We start from the raw sequence: 17,378 nt of genomic DNA on the forward strand, positions 1-17,378 counted from the left end.
TGGGGAGCGCACCGCAGGGCTGTGGATAACCAACTCTCTCCGCAGCCCTCCAGTGACACGCTGTCACTCATGACGCTTCCATCCCGGCTCCCCGTACGCTCCCCGCTGCCCCGGCCCACCCTGATACCCGGGCTCACCCGGGTCTGGCGCGGGCCGGCGGAGCTGCAGCTCGGGCTGGATCCGGCTCGCGCCGTCCGCCTGGAGCTGCCCGACCCGCGCCTGGCACGGGTCCTCGACCTGCTCGACGGCCACCGCCCGGAGCGGCAGGTGCTGCTGCACGCCGCCCAGCTCGGGGTGCCGCCGGACGAGGCCCGGCAGCTGCTCGACCTGCTGCACCGGGCCGGCCTGGTGCTGCCCGCGGCGGCGCTGCTGCCGGCCGGCCTGCCCAGCGACCAGCGGCGCCGGCTGACCGGCGAGGCCGCCGCCCTGGCCCTCGGCGCCCCACTCGCCTCACCGGCTCGCGTCCTGCGCCGCCGACGGGCCGCCCGGGTGGTGGTGACCGGCCGCGGCCGGCTCGGCGCCACCGTCGCGGTCGCCCTGGCCGAGGCCGGGGTGGGACACGTCCATCCGGATCTCTCCGGGATGGTCGGGCCGGGTGACCTGGCCGGCAGCCCGCTCACCGCGGCCGACCTCGGCGATCCGCTGCACACCGCGGTGGCCGCCGCGATCCAGCGGGCCGCGCCCGGCACCGAGGTGCGCGAGGTCCGCCGCGCGCCGGTCGCCCTGGTCGTCCAGCTCGCCCACGACCAGCCGGTCGCTCTGGTCGCGGCCGGGCACGCCGCCCGGCGCCAGCCGCACCTGGCGGTCCGGATCCGGGACGGCGCGGCGGTCGTCGGCCCGTTCGTGCCGGCCGCCGGCCGGCCCTGTCTGCACTGCTTGGAGCTGCACCGCCGGGACCGGGACCCGGGGTGGCCCGGCGCGCCCGCGCCGCCCGGTCCGGCGGCCGGCGAGCCGTGCGCGGTGGCCACCGTGCTGGCCGCCACCGGGTTCGCCACCGCCGAGGTGCTGACCTTCCTGGACGGCGGCACCCCGGAGACGCTCGGCGCGGCGGTCGAGATCAGCGCGCCCGGCCGCTTCCGCCGCCGCAGTTGGAAGCCGCATCCGGGCTGCGCGTGCCGCCGGTCGGCGCGCCGAAACCCCGATCCTTAATCGAACCTTTGTCGCATAACCTGGCAAACCAGGGTTCGACGGGCAGAGGAAGCGCCGAGCGTCGGTCACAATGATCTGGTGACGGACATACCGCGCCGCGCGGCTTCCCGGACGGCCAAGCTCGCCGCACTGCCCCTCGGCTTCGCCGGCCGGACCGCGCTGGGCTTGGGCAAGCGGGCCGTCGGGATCGCCGCCGACGTCATCTCCGCGGACATTCAGCAGCGCACCGCCGAGCAGTTGTTCAGCGTGCTCGGGCAGCTCAAGGGCGGGGCCATGAAGTTCGGCCAGGCTCTGTCGGTCTTCGAGGCCGCGCTGCCCGAGGAGATGGCCGGGCCCTACCGGCAGGCGCTGACCAAGCTCCAGGAGGCCGCGCCGCCGATGCCGGTGGCCAGCGTGCACAAGGCGCTCGCCGAGCAGCTCGGACCGGACTGGCGGGACAGTTTCGCCGAGTTCGACGACAGCCCGGCCGCGGCGGCCAGCATCGGCCAGGTGCACCGCGCGGTCTGGAAACTGCCGCCGGCCCGGCGCAACGGGAAGCCGCAGCTGCTGCCGGTCGCGGTCAAGGTGCAATATCCGGGTGCCGGCGAGGCCCTGGTCGCCGACCTCAAGCAGCTCTCCCGGCTGGCCGGGATGTTCAAGATCATCCAGCCCGGGATCGACGTCAAGCCGCTCCTCGCCGAGCTGCACGAGCGGGTGGTCGAGGAGCTGGACTACGAGATGGAGGCGGCCACCCAGCGGGCCTTCGCCGAGGCGTACGCCGACGACGAGGACATCTTCGTGCCGCGGGTGGTGGCGTCCGCGCCGCGGGTGCTGGTCACCGAGTGGGTGGAGGGCACCCCGCTGGCCGCCGTGATCGCCGACGGCACCGAGGCCGAGCGGAACGAGGCCGGCCGGCTGATGGCAATCCTGCACTTCTCCGCGCCCGCCATGGCCGGGTTGCTGCACGCCGACCCGCACCCGGGCAACTTCCGGATCCTCCCGGACGGCCGGCTCGGCGTGATCGACTTCGGTGCGGTGGCCCGGCTGCCGGAGGGCCATCCCGAGCCGATCGGGCGGCTGGTCCGGCTGGCCCTGGACGGCGACGCCGAGGCGGTCGCCGACGGGCTGCGCGACGAGGGCTTCATCCGGCCGGACGAGCCGATCGACGCGGAGGCGGTGCTCGGCTTCCTGCGCCCGATGATCGAGCCGGTCGCGGTCGAGCGGTTCCGCTTCACCCGCGCCTGGCTGCGCGGCGAGGCGGCCCGGCTCGCCAACCCCCGGTCGCCGGCCTACCAGCTCGGGCGCAAGCTCAACCTGCCACCGTCCTACCTGCTCATCCACCGGGTGACGCTGGGCTCGATCGGGGTCCTCTGCCAGCTGGAGGCCGAGGCGGCCTACCGGGAGATCCTGGAGGACTGGTTGCCCGGCTTCGCCCCGGCAGCCTGACAGACAATCACGACAGACCGAAGCCCGGCCGCTGCTGCGGCCGGGCTTCGTCATTCCCTGGGTAGCGGGTCTTCATCGGGGGATCTAGTAACCGCCGACGCCGAGTTCACGGGCGGCCTGCTTGCGGCCTTCCATGGCAATGCGGCGGGCGGAACGGTAAGCCTCAGGTGCACGGTCACTCTGAGGCTGACGCATTCGAGCCCTCGACAACGCTTCTTGGATGAGTCTCACTTTCATGGCTCCATTCGGACGCACGGTTTCGGTGCTCGGCTTTCGGATCTCGGTGGGGAGGGTCAGGTCGGTCATCTCAGGCCGCCAGCCGCACGCTGTTGCGGGTCTCGAGACCGTTCGCGGCGAGCCGCTCCTCGACCTCGACGGCCAGCTCGGCGTCGCGAGCGACGTCGGCCTTACGCGGACGGCCACGCGGCCGCTTGCGCGGAACCACGGCGCCGCGCTCGAAGATCTCGCCGCCCCAGACACCCCAGGGCTCGCTCCGCTCCACCGCGCCGGCGAGGCACTCGACGCGCAGCGGGCAGTCCCCGCAGAGCGACTTGGCCAGCTCCAGCTGGGCCGGGGAGTCGGAGAACCACAGGTCCGGGTCGAACTTCCGACAGGGCAGGTTCGCCTCGATCTCGACGGTGATGTCGATCGGGGCCAGCGCCAGACTCATAAAGCCCGGTCACCTCTCTCTTCTCTTCGATCTTCTGGATCGTTTCCGGGTGGTGCACCGGCCTGTGAGCCGGCAAAAAATTAAGGCCGCGGATCCCGGTTAGGGGTTCCGCGGCCTCGAGGTGAGCCGGAGGTCTGGTCTGTCAGACCGGCCTTCCTCGAGGCGGGACACCGTCACCATCCGTGTAACGCTTGCTGGAGATGGCGTTGCCCTTGAACCCAGTGGTGCCGTTGGTGCCAGTGCTGCCCACGACGGCTCCGACGAGCACCCGCTCGACAGCCCATTCGCCCAGCTCGGCCTGGGACTGGCTGTGGATCTGGTGCGCCTGCGGAGCCAGGACACGCTCAGCGGCCAGCAGCGCCGACGGAGCGGCGGTGGCGGGCAGCGGAGCAGACGGAGCGCAGACAGACGGCAGCAGCGACGGACGCATCAGCAGGCTGTTGATCCTCATCGGTGCCACCTCCTCCGTAAAAAAACTGCACTCGTCGTTTGATCTCGCCCGGGATGGTTCCCCGGCAAGGTGTGTCCTGAGGCTATGCCTGCCCTACAGGAGAGGGCAAACGAATTAACCGACTAGTTTTCAAAGTTTTTTCGGCCAAGATCATCGGGGCTCGCGCCGCCCACCAACGCGAAGACGGCGTCGCCGTACTGGCCCAGCTTCCGCGGGCCGATTCCGGCGATCGAAAGCAACTGGGCAGGATCGGACGGACGGCGTTCCGCGACGGCCACCAGGGTGGCGTCGGTGAACACGACGTACGCAGGGACTTTCAGCTCCGCGGCGGTGCTCGCCCGCCATTGCTGCAGCCGCTGGAAAAGGTCCTCGTCCATGTCCGACGGACAGGTCGGGCAGCGCCCCAGTTTGCGGTCGGCGCCGGCCAGCAGAGTGGCCCCGCAGACCCGGCAGGAGGACACCTTGGGCGGCCGCCGGTCAATTTTCTGACTCCGGGCCGCGGTGGTGGATTTCGCGAAGGTGCCACCGGAGCGTTCCAGCTGCGGCAGGAAACGGCACGGCCGGCGGGCCCGGCCGCCCGGCGCCCGGGACTGGCCGTAGGAGAGCCAGAGCAGCTGACGGGCCCGGGTCACGCCGACGTACAGCAGGCGGCGCTCCTCCTCCAGCTGCTCGGGAGTCTTCGCGTACGTCGTCGGCAGGGTCCCGTCGGCCAGCCCGACCAGGAAGACCGCGTCCCACTCCAGGCCCTTGGCGGAGTGCAGCGAGGCCAGGGTGACCCCGGCCACGGTCGGCGCGTGCTGCTGCTCGGCGCGGCGGGCCAGCTCCTCGTTGAAGGCGGCCAGGGTGACCTCGCGCTGCACCCGGCCGGCCTCGCCGATCGGCAGGATGACCGGCTCGGCGGCGTACTCCTCGGCGAGGGTGACCAGGGCGGCGAGCGCCTCCCACTGCTCCCGGGCGGCGCCGCCCGGCGGTGGCTGCGAACGGTTCCAGCCGGTCGCCGACAGCCCCTCGACCACCGCCTCGACCAGCGGGGTCTCGCCGGGGGTGGACCGCACCGCGGCGCGCAGGGCGACCATCGCCTGACGGACCTCGGCGCGCTCGAAGAACCGCTCGGCGCCGCGCACCACGTACGGCACCTCGGCCTCGGCGAGCGCCTCCTCGTACGACTCGGACTGCGCGTTGGTCCGGAAGAGCACCGCGATCTCGCTGGCCGGCGTGCCGGACGCGATCAGCTCCTGGCACCGGCGGGCCACCGCGTTCGCCTCGCCCGGCTCGTCCGGGAAGACCTTGAGCGTCGGCTCCGGCCCGGACGGGCGCTGCCCCTCCAGTTCCAGGCGCAGTTTCGCCTCGGTGCCCCGGGCCTGCCGGATCACCGCGTTGGCCAGGCCGACCACCTGCGGGGTGGAGCGGTAGTCCCGGACCAGGCGGACCACCACGGCGCCGCGCCAGCGACGCGGGAAGTCGATCAGGTACGACGAGGTGGCGCCGGTGAACGAGTAGATCGTCTGGCTGGCGTCGCCGACCACGGTCAGGTCGTCCCGGCCGCCCAGCCAGGCCTCCAGCAGGCGCTGCTGCAGCGGGTTGACGTCCTGGTACTCGTCGACCACGAAATGCCGGTACTGCGCCCGGATCTGGTCGGCCACGTCACCGTGCTCCTCGATCCCCCAGACCGCGGCGCGCAGCAGGTCCTCGAAGTCGATCACGCCCTGGCGGCGTTTGAGCGACTCGTAGGCGGCGAACACCTCGGCCACCCGGGCCGGCTCGAACGGGGGCTCACGCAGCGCCTTGGCGGCCGCGACGGCGTATTCGGACGGCTCGACGAGGGACGACTTGGCCCACTCGATCTCGCTGGCCAGGTCGCGGGCGACCGCCCGGTCGGCGCGCACCCCGGCACGGGCGGCGGCCAGGCCGACCACCCGGACCTTGCTCTCCATCAGCTCCGGCATGCCGCGGCCCTCGAGCAGCCGGGCGGAGAAGTAGCGCACCTGGCGCAGCGCGGCGGCGTGGAAGGTGCGGGCCTGCACCGCGCCGGCGCCCAGGCCGGTGAGCCGGGCGCGCATCTCGGCGGCGGCCCGGGCGGTGAAGGTCACCGCGAGCACGTGCCGCGGGTTGATCTCGCCGGACAGTGTCCGGTGCGCGATCCGATGGGTGATCGCCCGGGTCTTGCCGGTGCCGGCGCCGGCCAGGATGCAGACCGGACCGGCCGGGGCCGTCACCGCCGTCCGCTGATCCGGGTCGAGGCCGGCCAGCACCGATTCAGTCCGCACGGTAGGGAATCATGACACCCTCGCCGGGCGTTGTGCTTTTCAGCCGCACCGCCGTGTGACCTGTACCGAAGGAGCCCTGACCGATGCTGACCATGTACTCGACGTCCTGGTGTGGGTATTGCCACCGGCTGAAGAGCCAGCTCGACCGGGAGGGCATCGCCTACGACGTCGTGGACATCGAGCAGGACGAGGCCTCGGCCGCGTTCGTGCGCAGCGTGAACGGCGGCAACCAGACCGTTCCCACGCTGAAGTTCGACGACGGCTCGGCGCTGACCAACCCGTCGATCGTGCAGGTGAAGCAGCACCTCGCGGCGCTGTCCGCCTGAGTCTGCCGCAACGAGGAAGGGCCGTCCCCGAAGGGACGGCCCTTCCTCGTGTCAGCGGATCAGGGGATCAGCGCGGGGATGCTGGAGTCGAGCAGACCCCGCTCCTTGAGCGCGCCGTAGAGCGGCGTGGTCTCCGGGTAGTGACCCCACTGGTGGTCACCGTCACCCTTGCCGAAGCCGCCGAGCAGCTGCTTCTGCACCTCGGTCATCGACTCCCACTCCGGCTTGCCGGGCAGGTCGGCGACCTCGTCCCGGATCGCGATCCAGCGCGGGGTGTAGCCGAAGAAGGCACCGACCCGGGTGATGTCGGAGTAGTTGTCCGACCGGGCGTGCCAGATGCGCCGGTCGAAGACGACCAGGTCACCCGGGTTCGCGGTGATCTGGACGGCGCCCTCGGGCTGCGGCCACGGCACGCCACGGCTCGGCGGGCCGGGCAGCCAGTTGGTCTTGTGGCTGCCGGGCAGCACGGTGAAGTTGCCCCGGCCGGTCTCGCTGACGTCGGAGAACCAGTACGCCAGCTTCACCGACAGCATCGGGCGCGGGTCGGTCTCGATCTCCCGGTTCTGCCGGCCGCCGTCCTGGTGCCAGTGCCACCACTGCTTCTGCTGCTCGTGCAGCTGCGGGTGGACATCGATGTGCGAGTGGTACACGTGAACGTTCCACCCGAGCAGCGACCAGATGTACTTGAAAGCCTTGGGGTGGTCGAGCAGGAAGGCCAGCTCCGGCACGTAGTTGACCGGCGAGAGCCGGTGCAGGGCACCGGTCGCGCTGAGCTCGCCCTGAGCCTTCGCCTTCTCGTAGTACCCCAGGATCGCAGCCCGGCCGGCCTCGATCTCGCTCTCACTCAGCACCGACGGCACGATGATGTAACCATCGCGGTCGAACGCCTCCCGCTCCTCCGCGGACATCGGCGTCCACGCCGGCGCTTCCACCTGGGTCATCGGATCCCCTCTCGTCTTTGTAAGTCTGACGCACCGGGACCACCTCCAGGTTGCCTGTTAAACGAGAAATTCTCTGATCAGCCGGTTAAACGTGACCTTGACCACTACCACCGAGCCATTTCTCGATCAGGTAGAAGGCGATCGAGGAGCGCATCGGCAGGCTCATCGGGACGCCGGTCTCCGGGTGCACGAAGCCACCGGCGATCATCTTGGCGATGTCGTCCCGGGAGAACCAGTGCGCCTCGTCGATCTCCTCCGGGTCGAGCCGCAGCGGCTGGGACGCGTCCGCGGTGGCCAGGAAGCCCAGCATCAGCGAGCCCGGATAGGGCCAGGACTGGCTGCCCTGGTAGCTCAGCGAGCTGAGCCGGATGCCGACCTCCTCGCGCACCTCGCGGGCCACCGCCGCCTCGGCCGACTCGCCGGGCTCGACGTAACCGGCCAGGCAGGAGAACCGGGTGAGCCCGTCCGCGCCGCGGCCCCAGGCCGCGTTGTGACCGAGCAGGCAGCGACCGGCCGGGCCGGGCACGCCGTCGTGCACCACCACGATCATCGCCGGGTCGGTGCGCGGCCACATCAGCCGGCCCTCCGGGTCGGCGCGGGCCCAGCCGGCCTCCACCACCACCGTCGGCTCGCCGGTACGCGGGGAGAACTTGTGGCTGGCGTGCCAGTTGGCCAGCGCGGCGGCCGCGGTGAACAGGCCGGCGTCCCGGTCGTCGAGCAGGTGGCCGATGTCCCGCAGGGTGACCGCCCGGGTGCCGTCGGCCGCCGGCAGTGCGGCGTCCATGGTCCAGAGCGGGGTGCCGTCGACGTCCACGCCGAGGAACCAGCGCTCCGCCCCGGGCGCCTCGGCCGCCGGCACCAGGACCAGCGCGGCGCCGCCGTCGGCCCGGTCGGTGACCAGTGCCCGGCCGCCCTTGGCCAGGTCCACCACGAGCACCAGCCCGCGGGTCCAGGCCTCGGCCAGCCAGGCCTCGTCCTTGCGCCGGTGCGCGGCGCGGTCCAGGGTGGTCCGCGCCAACGGCGGGGTGCCGGGTTGCTCGCCGCCCAGGTCGGGCTGCTCCGGCTGCTCGGGGCTGGTCACTGCGCGCTGCGCTCGACCACGGTCAGGGCGGACAACTGGGCCTCGATCTTCTCCGCGTCGCCGAGCACCACGGTCACCGCGCGGGACGGGGCCAGGTGCCTGGCCGCGACCTCGGCGACCTGCTCACGGGTGGCGGCGGCCAGCGCGGCCGAGTGCTCGCGCAGATGGTCGAGGCGCAGGCCGAAGCCGGCGTAGACGCTGGCCAGCCCGGCCAGCCCGGCCTGGGTGGACATGCCCAGCCGGAGAGTGCCGAGGGCATAGCGCCGGGCCTGCTCCAGCTCCTCCTCGCCGGGCGGCAGGCTGGCGATCCGGCCCAGCTCGTAGGTCGTCTCCAGCAGCGACGGGCCGGTCACCTCGGTGGCCACGTCGGCCGCGGCGAGCAGGGCCGAGCCGGCCACGAAGTGCTCGACGACCGAGTGCGAGCCGTAGGTGTACCCCTTGTCCTCCCGGATGTTCTCCACCCAGCGGGACGAGAAGTAGCCGCCGAAGACCAGGTTGGCCAGGGTGAGCGCGGCGTAGTCCGGATCGGTGCGGGTCAGCGCGGGCAGCGCCATCCGCAGCGAGGACTGCACCGAGCCGGGCCGGTCGACCAGCAGCAGCGGGCCGGGCTGCAGCGCCGGGGTGGGCGGGACGCCGCCGTCCCGGGCCTCGCCGGTCCAGCCGCCGAGGGTTTTCTCCGCCACGTCGATGGCCTGCTCCGGGTCGATGTCGCCGACCAGCACCAGGATGGCGCCGCCCGGGCGGACCCGGTCGGCGTGCAGCTCGCGCAGGGCCTCCGGCTCGACGGCGTGGACCTCCTCCGGGGCGGGGGTCTGCACCGCGTACGGATGGGTCGAGTACATCCGCTTGAGCAGCGCGACCCGGGCCAGGTGCGCCGGCTGGCTGAGGGCGACCTGGATGTTGTCGACCAGCCGCTCCCGCTCGGTGACCACCTCCTCGCCCGGATAGGTGGCGCCGGTCAGCACGCCGGCCAGGATCTCCAGGGTGCGGGCCAGGCCGTCGGCGAGCGCGTTGCCGCTGATCTGCAGCCGGTCCGGGTCCAGCCCGGCGGCCAGGCTGCCGCCGACCGCCTGCAGCTCGGCGGCGATGTCCAGCATCGACATCGTCCCGGTGCCGGTGAACAGCGCCTGGGAGAGCAGGGTGGCCGGGGCCAGCGGGGCCCGGCCGAACGGGATGCGCAGGCGCACCTCGACCAGCGGCACCGACTCCCGGCGGATGGCGATCACGGTCAGCCCGTTCGGCAGCTTGCGCTCGGCCTGGCGGGGCAGGGTCAACGCGGCGTCCGGAACCAGGTCCGGCAGGGTCTTGCTGGTCATGCTCCGGCTCCCGGCTTGACTTCGACGGTGGCGCGGCGCTCCGGCCGCAGGGTGGCGGCGGCGGCGACGATCTGCTCCGCGGTGACCTCGCTGATCAGCTTGGGCAGCTCGTTGAGCAGCTCCGGCCGGCCGCGCTGCAGCTCCAGCACGGCCATCGGCAGCGCCCGCCCGAGCACCTCGTCGGTGCCGTGCAGCAGGCGGGTGGCCATCCGCGCCTGGGTGCGCTCCAGCTCGCCCGGCTTGAGGCCGTCGGCGGCCAGCCGGTCCAGCTCCTCGTCGATGGTGTCGAGCACCTTGCCGGCGTCGCCGCCGGGCGGCATGTGCGCCTGCAGCAGCAGGGCGGTCGGGTTGCGCACTTGATATTCGTCGCCCATGAAGCCGAGGTAACCGCCGACGTTGGTGACCGAGCGGTCGCGCTGGACCAGGCGCTCGACCAGCCGGGACGCGTCGCCGTCGGTGAGCACCTCGGCGAGCACCGAGAACGGCAGGTAGGCGTCGAACGCGCCGATCGGGTCGGGCACCCGGTAACCGGCGGCGACGGCGGGGAGCGGGGCGATCCGGTCGACGTACGACTCGCGGCGCTCGCCGTCCAGGTCCGGCTCGGCGAAGTCGGGCAGCGCCGGGGCCGGGCGGGCCGGCACGTCGCCGAAGTGCCGCTCGATCATCGCGGTCGCCTCGGCCACGTCGAAGTCGCCGGCCACCGAGAGCACCGCGTTGCCGCAGGCGTAGTAGCGGTCGAAGAAGCCCTGGGCGTCCTCGACGGTGGCGCTCTCCAGGTCCTCGAACGAGCCGTAGCCGTCGTGCGCGTTGGGGAAGGTGCGGAACATCACCGGAGGCAGTTTCAGCCAGGGGAAGCCACCGTACGGCCGGTTCAGCACGTTGACCCGGATCTCCTCCTTGACCACGTCGACCTGGTTGCGCAGGTTCTCCTCGGTGAGCCGGGGGCCGCGCATCCGGTCGGCCTCGAGGAAGAGCGCCCGCTCCAGCGCGCCGGCCGGGAGCACCTCGAAGTAGTCGGTGTAGTCCAGGTGGGTGGAGCCGTTGAAGCTGCCGCCGGCGCCCTGCACGTGCCGGAAGTGGGCGAGTTTCTCCAGATTTTCCGACCCCTGGAACATCAGGTGCTCGAAGAGGTGGGCGAAGCCCGTGCGGCCCTCCGGTTCGCTGCGGATGCCCACGTCGTAGACGACGGCCACACCGACGACCGGGGCGCTGCGGTCCGGCGAGAGGACCACCCGCAGACCGTTGGCGAGGGTGAACCGTTCAACCGGATATTTCGTCGCGGGGATCTGGATTCTGGACGCCACCAGGTGACATTAGCGCGCTGCGTGACCACCCGCGCGACTACGTGTGGCGGCCCGGCGGAGTCCCGTCATCCGGTCGGCCCCTTGACGCACCAAACCCATCTGATCCAGTATTCCCATCCAACAGATAGATTAAGCGAAGTTTGATCCGCAGGGAGGGGGCCCCGAGGTGTACGTATCGGCACGCACGGACTACGCCGTCCGGGCCATGCTCGCGGTCACCGCGGCGCACCCCCGTCTGGTCAAGGCCGCCGGGCTGGCGGCCGCGCAGGACATCCCGCTGAGCTTCCTGCAGGGCATCCTGCTCGACCTGCGCCGCGCCGGGCTGCTGCACAGCCACCGCGGCGTCGACGGCGGGTACGCCCTGGCCCGCCCGGCCGAGGAGATCACCGTGGGTGACGTGGTCCGCGCCGTCGGCGGCGCGCTCACCACGGTCCGCGGCCTCCCCACCGCCACCGCGACCTACCACGGCGCGGCGACCGCACTGCACGACGTGTGGATCGCCGTCGAAGCGGCCATCGAGGGCGTGGTCGACCATCGGACCCTGGCCGAACTCTCCAGCACCTCCATAAAGCAGAACTAGGAGTCCTGAGCATGCGCTCCCGCACCCTTCGTGCGCTCGCCCTTGCCACCGCCGCGGTCGCGGCCACCACCGCGCTGGCCGCCTGCGGATCGTCCGACGACGACAACCAGAAGGCCGACACCCCCGCCGGGGCGGCGGCCGAGTCGAAGACCCTCAAGCTGGGCTACTTCCCCAACATCACCCACGCCCCGGCCCTGGTCGGCGTCAACAAGGGCCTGTTCAAGGACGCCCTGACCGGCACCGAGCTGACCACCCAGACGTTCAACGCCGGCCCGGCCGCGATCGAGGCGCTGCTCTCCGGCGCGATCGACGCCACCTACATCGGCCCGAACCCGGCGATCAACGGCTGGGCCAAGTCCAACGGCCAGGCCCTGAAGATCATCGCGGGCAGCACCTCCGGCGGCGCCGGCCTGGTGGTCAAGGAGGGCATCAACAGCCCGGCCGACCTCAAGGGCAAGAAGATCGCCACCCCGCAGCTGGGCAACACCCAGGACGTCGCGCTGCGCGCCTGGCTCAAGGAGAACGGGCTGAACGCCGACACCAACGGCGGCGGCGACGTCTCGATCCTGCCGCAGGACAACGCCACCGCGGTGCAGGCCTTCGCGCAGGGCTCGATCGACGGCGCCTGGGTGCCGGAGCCGAACCTGAGCAAGATGCTGCTCGAGTCCAAGGGCAAGCTGCTGGTCGACGAGAAGACCCTGTGGCCGAACCAGCAGTTCGTCACCACGCACCTGATCGTCAGCCAGAAGTTCCTCAAGGAGTACCCGGGCACGGTCAAGAAGCTGCTGCAGGGCCACATCGCGTCGGTCAAGTACATCACCGACAACAACGCCGACGCGCAGAAGGCGGCGAACGAGCAGATCAAGTCGCTGACCAGCAAGCCGCTGAAGGACGAGATCCTCACCGCCGCGTTCAAGAACCTGACGTTCACCAACGACCCGATCGCGGGCTCGCTGTTCACCAGCGCCAAGCACGCGGAGGAGGTCGGCCTGCTCAAGCCGGTCGACCTGAAGGGCATCTACGACCTCGGCCCGCTGAACGAGCTGCTCAAGGCGAACGGGCAGCCCGCGGTCAGCGACGCCGCGGCATCCTGACGGACTGACGGGAGGGCGAGTAGAGCATGAGCATCCTCGAGACCACCAGCGTCGCCACCGACTCGGTGGTGCGCATCGAGAACGTCTCCAAGACGTACGGGTCGGGGAGCAATGCTCTGCTCGCCCTCGACCGCGTGTCCCTGGACGTCCGCAAGGGCGAGTTCGTCTGCCTGCTGGGCGCCTCCGGCTGCGGCAAGAGCACCCTGCTCTCGCTGGTGGCCGGCCTCGACCAGATCAGCGGCGGCACCCTGGAGACCGGCGGGCACAAGGTCGCCCTGATGTTCCAGGAGGCCGCGCTCTTCCCGTGGCTGTCCGTCTCCGGCAACGTCGAGCTGCCGCTCCGGCTGGAGGGCGTCGGCAAGGCGGAGCGCAAGAAGCGGGCCGGCGAGCTGCTGGAGATCGTCCGGCTGGGCGGCTTCGGCGACAAGCGCCCGCACGAGCTCTCCGGCGGCATGCGGCAGCGCGTCGCGCTGGCCCGGGCGCTCGCCCAGGACGCCGACGTGCTGCTGATGGACGAGCCGTTCGGGGCGCTCGACGCGATGACCCGGGACATCCTGCACGACGAGCTGGAGCGGATCTGGCGCGAGCAGGAGCTGACCGTGCTCTTCGTGACCCACAACGTCCGCGAGGCGGTCCGCCTCGGCGACCGGGTGATCCTGCTGAGCAGCCGGCCCGGCCGGGTGATCGAGGACTTCCCGGTCCAGCACCCGCGCCCCCGGCGCATCGACTCCCCCGAGGTCTCCGCCCAGGCCGGCGAGATCACCGACCGGCTCCGCGCGGAGGTCGCCCGTCATGCCAACTGAACCCCCCGCCCCGCTGAAGTACGCGGGCGCCCGCGCCGGACTGGACGGCCTGGCCGGGGACGAGGGCATCGGCCCGGTGCCGCAGAAGATCAAGACGCTGAGCGAGGACGAGGTCCGCGGCCTGGACGCGCTCGAACGCGCCCCCCGCTCGGAGAAGGGCCGGCTCGGCCTGCGGATCTGGCAGAGCGCCTGGCCGAAGCTGCTGGCCATCGCGATCGTGCTGCTGGCCTGGGAGCTGGCCTACCTCAGCGGATGGAAGCCGAGCTACGTCTTCCCCTCCCCGCTCCAGGTCCTCCCGCAGCTCGGGGACCTGGTCACCACGGCCGACTTCTGGGACGGCGTGCGGCTGACCATGACCCGGGCGATCACCGGGTTCGCGCTGGCGGTGGCGATCGGCACGGTGATCGGCGCGGCGGTGTCCCGGTTCGCGCCGCTGCGGGCCGCGATCGGCTCGCTGATCACCGGTCTGCAGACGATGCCGTCGATCATGTGGTTCCCGCTCGCCATCCTGCTGTTCCAGCTCGGCGAGCAGGCGATCATGTTCGTGGTCGTGATCGGCGCCGCGCCGTCGGTGGCCAACGGCCTGATCAGCGGCATCGACTACGTGCCCCGGACCTGGCTGCGGGTGGGCCAGGTGATGGGCATGAAGGGCCTGTCCCGCTACCGGCACCTGATCCTGCCGGCGTCGCTGCCCAGCTTCGTCTCCGGGCTCAAGCAGGGCTGGGCGTTCTCCTGGCGCAGCCTGATGGCCGGTGAGCTGCTGGTCATCGTGCCCGGCACGGTGTCCATCGGCGTCCGGATGCAGAACGCCCGCGACCTGACCGACACCCCGCTGGTGATCTGCTACATCCTGGTGGTGCTGGTGATCGGCATCGTGATCGACCAGCTCTTCAACCTGGCCGACGGCGCGCTGCGCCGCCGCTGGGGACTGACCGGCAGCTGACCGGTCCGCTCCGGCTTGCGATTCGCCGTTTCCGGTACGCGCTGGGCGTACCGGAAACGGCGTTTCTGCTTGTCGGCCGTGCCTGGCTCAGATCGGGCGGACCGACGCGAGCACGTCGTCGACCACGTGGTCGAACTGCTTGTGGGTGCCGGGGATCGAGACGTAGAGCACCGCGGCGGTGGGCTTGCCGACGTCGATCACCGCGACCGCGGAGAACTCCTCGGTGGCGGTCAGCCCGGCGGCCCGGAAGTGCAGCCGGAACACGCTCACGTAGGCCGGCCGGCCGCCCAGCGTGGTCAGCTCGTCGCGGATCTGGTCCAGCGTGTTGGGCTGCGGGTAGTACTCGGCGCGGACGTCGGCGGCCACCTGCCGGCCGACGCACTGCAGATCCAGCGTGACCGCGTCGTTGTCGGCGGCCGGGACCGCCGCGGACAGGATCGACGCGTGGTACTGCCCGCCGCTGTAGGTCTCGGTGACGAAGTGCTGGCCCACCTTGTACGGCACCTCGAGGGTGCCGGCCCGCCACACCTCGTCCCAGGTGATCCAGGGCGCGCCGTACTTCCGGTAGGAGATGCCGGCCTCCTCGTCCACCGTCCGGGCGCCGGTGACCGGCGGCAGCGCGGCGGGCGGCCGGGTGGCCGGGTCGCTCGGCGACGAGGTCGGCGCCGGGCAGGCCTGGGCCAGCGGCGGGCGGACGTCGGTGGGCGCGGACGCCCTGTCCCGAAACGGGTTGCCGGACCCGCTGAAGGTCAGCACCAGCAGCACGATCAGGCCGCCGGCCAGGACCAGGCCGGCGATCCCGCCGAAGATCAGCAGCTGCCGGCGGCGCTGCTCCGGACCGGTCCGTGGCGGCGTCACCGGCGGGTCCGGCGGAGGTGGCGGCGGCGCGAGCGAGGGCACCCCGGACGCGGTCACCGTGCCCGACGACCACGTCCCGCCCGGCCGGGACCAGACGGGCGGCTGCGGCTGCGGCTCGGACATGCCCACCAGTGAACACCACGGCACCGACAGCCGCCGAAACGCCTGGGGGGAAAGTGGCCCCGGCCCAGTCGTTTCCCAGAAATGTCCGCTACCGTGCTGCCATGGAACTGGTGTATCCCCCGGTCGTCGCCTTGGCCAAGACGATGTTCCGCGTGCTCGACCTCAAGATCGAGGTCGAGGGCGGCGAGCACATCCCGACCACCGGCGGGGCGGTCCTGGCCAGCAACCATTCGAGCTACCTCGACTTCATCTTCTGCGGACTGGGCGCCCAGCCGGCCAAGCGGCTGGTTCGCTTCATGGCGAAGAAATCGGTCTTCGACCACAAGATCAGTGGCCCGCTGATGCGCGGCATGCGGCACATCCCGGTCGACCGCAAGGCCGGCACCGGGGCGTTCCGCGAGGCCACCACGGCGCTGGAGCGCGGTGAGGTGGTCGGCGTCTTCCCGGAGGCGACGATCAGCGAGTCGTTCACCGTCAAGGAGCTGAAGACCGGCGCCGCGCGGATGGCGCAGGAGGCCGGCGTGCCGCTGATCCCGATGGCGGTGTGGGGCCCGCACCGGCTCTGGACCAAGGGGCGGAAGAAGGAGCTCACCAAGCGGCACGTGCCGGTGCTGATCAAGATCGGCGAGGCGATCCCGCTGCCGGAGGGCGCCACGCCGGAGGCGATCACCGCGACCCTCAAGCTGCGGCTGTCCTCGCTGCTCGACGCGGTCCAGCGGGCCTACCCGGAGAAGCCGGCGAACGACGACGACCGCTGGTGGCTGCCGGCGCACCTCGGCGGCACCGCGCCGCTGCCCCGGCCCGCCGCGGCCGTCTGACCGAAAGCGATCTTTGAAGGCCCCGGGCGCGCCCGGGGCCTTTCGCTTGCCTGTGCCTCGGCGCCCTTCGCCTGCCTGTGCCTCGGCGCCTTTTCGCTTGCCTGTGCCTCGGCCGGCCGCGCGCCGCGGTTGCCCGGCTGGGCCTGCGGGGTGTCTCGGGGCGGCTGAGGCACCCCGGAGAGCCAGCCGGACCGCCGGGAGCCGCGGTGCGGTCCGGACGCGAGGCGGGGTGGGGCTGCGGGTCGCCGGAAACGACAACGGTGCCGTACCCGAGGGGTACGGCACCGAGCCAAGCGCTATCGGCAGCCACCGGGCGGTGGCCGCCGAGCAGGAGCGCTAATCAGACAGCGCGGATGTTCGCGGCCTGCGGGCCCTTCTGGCCCTGGGTGACCTCGAACTCCACCCGCTGGTTCTCCTCCAGGCTGCGGTAGCCCGACATCTGGATCGCGGAGAAGTGGGCGAAGACGTCGGCGCCGCCGTCGTCAGGGGTGATGAATCCGAAGCCCTTGTCCGCGTTGAACCACTTCACTACGCCGGTAACCATGATCGTCTCCTCGACGGTCGATCGTTCTCCGCCCATTCTGGACGAGAACGAGGTAATAAGACCCGCATTCTGCGGGGCTCGTGTCGCCGTACTGATCGCCCGTACCGGAGAAACCCGGGTTACGACAAAGAGCGCCTGGGGCAGACTTCCCCACAGGCGCTCCTGAGTACTTGGGAACCAAACTGACAACGCTGGTTAGCCTAGCACGGGTACGGAGGTCAAAAAGTGCTCGGCATGCACAAGGCGCGGCAGCTCAAAGCTGCCGGACTGATCTGGAAGCCCCGGCTCGGCGACCGGTTCGCCATCCCCGACCGGGACCTCGACGACGAGATGTTCGTGCTCAGCAACATGACGATCCAGGTCCACGACAGGCCGGAGGGCCGGATCATCGGCTTCAACGGGACGACCGAGTGGGCCCTCGACGACGTGGAGATCGAGGAGACCATCTGGCTGCCGCGCGAGGATCAGCTGCGGGAGCTGCTCGGCGGGACGTTCCGGTCGCTGCGGCGGGACGGCGAGGGGTACCGGGTGGAGCTCGATCTGCTCGGTGAGCCGCTCAGTTTCCCGGGCGAGTCGGCGGACGAGGCGTATGCGGCGGCGTTGCTGCACCTGCTCGCCGCGGCCGGGGTCCGGGAGGCGGCCTGAGCCGGCGCGCCCCGGGTCAGGCCCGGGCCGGGGTCCGGGA

18 protein-coding genes are annotated in these 17,378 nt (G+C 71.6%); 9 read left to right on the forward strand and 9 right to left on the reverse strand.

The genetic code is table 11. The annotated features are described in order from the left end of the window. Positions 1 to 69 precede the first annotated feature (69 nt). Both BJY16_RS03905 and BJY16_RS03910 read left to right on the forward strand, forming a co-directional pair. Complete coding sequence (locus tag BJY16_RS03905) at positions 70 to 1,149, forward strand: ThiF family adenylyltransferase (RefSeq protein ID WP_185037748.1); 1,080 nt, start codon at positions 70 to 72, stop codon at positions 1,147 to 1,149. Between the two features lie 78 nt (positions 1,150 to 1,227). Then, the gene (locus BJY16_RS03910; protein ID WP_185037749.1) at positions 1,228 to 2,574 is read left to right on the forward strand and encodes an ABC1 kinase family protein; all 1,347 of its coding nucleotides are present in this window, start codon (positions 1,228 to 1,230) and stop codon (positions 2,572 to 2,574) included. 307 nt (positions 2,575 to 2,881) lie between these two features. Here the strand turns inward: BJY16_RS03910 and BJY16_RS03915 are convergent, their stop codons facing one another. The 3 genes from BJY16_RS03915 to BJY16_RS03925 form a co-directional block, all read right to left on the reverse strand. Beyond that, the gene (locus BJY16_RS03915; protein ID WP_185037750.1) at positions 2,882 to 3,244 is read right to left on the reverse strand and encodes a WhiB family transcriptional regulator; all 363 of its coding nucleotides are present in this window, start codon (positions 3,242 to 3,244) and stop codon (positions 2,882 to 2,884) included. A gap of 142 nt (positions 3,245 to 3,386) precedes the next feature. After that, entirely contained in the window at positions 3,387 to 3,695 is a 309-nt protein-coding gene (locus BJY16_RS03920) for a hypothetical protein (protein WP_185037751.1), read from the reverse strand. Between the two features lie 122 nt (positions 3,696 to 3,817). Continuing rightward, positions 3,818 to 5,962, reverse strand: coding sequence for an ATP-dependent DNA helicase UvrD2 (locus BJY16_RS03925; protein ID WP_185037752.1), 2,145 nt, complete (start codon positions 5,960 to 5,962; stop codon positions 3,818 to 3,820). Positions 5,963 to 6,045: 83 nt separating this feature from the next. Between BJY16_RS03925 and BJY16_RS03930 the strand changes: the two genes are divergently transcribed. Further along, positions 6,046 to 6,288 carry a mycoredoxin gene (locus BJY16_RS03930; RefSeq protein ID WP_185037753.1) on the forward strand — a complete coding sequence of 81 codons (243 nt, stop codon included), beginning with the start codon at positions 6,046 to 6,048 and terminating at the stop codon, positions 6,286 to 6,288. Positions 6,289 to 6,347: 59 nt separating this feature from the next. On the opposite strand, the gene BJY16_RS03935 is transcribed toward BJY16_RS03930, so the two are convergent. The 4 genes from BJY16_RS03935 to BJY16_RS03950 form a co-directional block, all read right to left on the reverse strand. After that, positions 6,348 to 7,229, reverse strand: a complete 882-nt coding sequence (locus BJY16_RS03935) for a phytanoyl-CoA dioxygenase family protein (protein ID WP_185037754.1) — start codon at positions 7,227 to 7,229, stop codon at positions 6,348 to 6,350. Between the two features lie 85 nt (positions 7,230 to 7,314). Beyond that, positions 7,315 to 8,310 carry an NAD(+) diphosphatase gene (nudC, locus tag BJY16_RS03940; protein ID WP_239177631.1) on the reverse strand — a complete coding sequence of 332 codons (996 nt, stop codon included), beginning with the start codon at positions 8,308 to 8,310 and terminating at the stop codon, positions 7,315 to 7,317. After that, entirely contained in the window at positions 8,307 to 9,626 is a 1,320-nt protein-coding gene (locus tag BJY16_RS03945; protein ID WP_185037755.1) for a M16 family metallopeptidase, read from the reverse strand. The genes nudC and BJY16_RS03945 overlap by 4 nt, the downstream gene beginning before the upstream one ends. Then, a complete protein-coding gene (locus BJY16_RS03950) occupies positions 9,623 to 10,930 on the reverse strand; it encodes a M16 family metallopeptidase (protein WP_185037756.1) in 1,308 nt (435 codons plus the stop codon). Before BJY16_RS03950 ends, BJY16_RS03945 begins: the two co-directional genes overlap by 4 nt. A 166-nt stretch (positions 10,931 to 11,096) precedes the next feature. Here BJY16_RS03950 and BJY16_RS03955 point away from each other — a divergent pair, with 166 nt between their 5' ends. Genes BJY16_RS03955 through BJY16_RS03970 form a run of 4 tightly spaced genes read left to right on the forward strand, consistent with a single transcriptional unit; the run spans position 11,097 to position 14,350 of the window. After that, positions 11,097 to 11,510, forward strand: coding sequence for an RrF2 family transcriptional regulator (locus BJY16_RS03955; RefSeq protein WP_185037757.1), 414 nt, complete (start codon positions 11,097 to 11,099; stop codon positions 11,508 to 11,510). 11 nt (positions 11,511 to 11,521) lie between these two features. Further along, complete coding sequence (locus tag BJY16_RS03960; RefSeq protein WP_185037758.1) at positions 11,522 to 12,604, forward strand: ABC transporter substrate-binding protein; 1,083 nt, start codon at positions 11,522 to 11,524, stop codon at positions 12,602 to 12,604. 26 nt (positions 12,605 to 12,630) lie between these two features. Further along, positions 12,631 to 13,407: an ABC transporter ATP-binding protein gene (locus BJY16_RS03965; RefSeq protein ID WP_185037759.1), complete on the forward strand. Its 777-nt coding sequence runs from the start codon at positions 12,631 to 12,633 to the stop codon at positions 13,405 to 13,407. Then, positions 13,397 to 14,350, forward strand: a complete 954-nt coding sequence (locus BJY16_RS03970; protein ID WP_185037760.1) for an ABC transporter permease — start codon at positions 13,397 to 13,399, stop codon at positions 14,348 to 14,350. The genes BJY16_RS03965 and BJY16_RS03970 overlap by 11 nt, the downstream gene beginning before the upstream one ends. A gap of 87 nt (positions 14,351 to 14,437) precedes the next feature. Here BJY16_RS03970 and BJY16_RS03975 read toward each other — a convergent pair whose 3' ends face one another. Continuing rightward, positions 14,438 to 15,331, reverse strand: a complete 894-nt coding sequence (locus tag BJY16_RS03975) for a hypothetical protein (protein WP_185037761.1) — start codon at positions 15,329 to 15,331, stop codon at positions 14,438 to 14,440. A gap of 101 nt (positions 15,332 to 15,432) precedes the next feature. Here BJY16_RS03975 and BJY16_RS03980 point away from each other — a divergent pair, with 101 nt between their 5' ends. Further along, on the forward strand, positions 15,433 to 16,149 hold the full coding sequence (locus BJY16_RS03980; protein ID WP_185037762.1) for a lysophospholipid acyltransferase family protein: 717 nt from the start codon (positions 15,433 to 15,435) through the stop codon (positions 16,147 to 16,149). A 340-nt stretch (positions 16,150 to 16,489) separates the two neighbouring features. Here BJY16_RS03980 and cspE read toward each other — a convergent pair whose 3' ends face one another. Further along, the gene (gene cspE, locus BJY16_RS03985) at positions 16,490 to 16,693 is read right to left on the reverse strand and encodes a transcription antiterminator/RNA stability regulator CspE (protein ID WP_030442529.1); all 204 of its coding nucleotides are present in this window, start codon (positions 16,691 to 16,693) and stop codon (positions 16,490 to 16,492) included. Positions 16,694 to 16,927: 234 nt separating this feature from the next. Here cspE and BJY16_RS03990 point away from each other — a divergent pair, with 234 nt between their 5' ends. Then, positions 16,928 to 17,338 (forward strand): pilus assembly protein CpaE, encoded by a 411-nt coding sequence (locus BJY16_RS03990; protein WP_221501878.1) that lies wholly within the window; start codon positions 16,928 to 16,930, stop codon positions 17,336 to 17,338. Positions 17,339 to 17,378 lie beyond the last annotated feature (40 nt).

The sequence above is a fragment of the Actinoplanes octamycinicus genome (assembly GCF_014205225.1).
GTDB lineage: Bacteria > Actinomycetota > Actinomycetes > Mycobacteriales > Micromonosporaceae > Actinoplanes > Actinoplanes octamycinicus.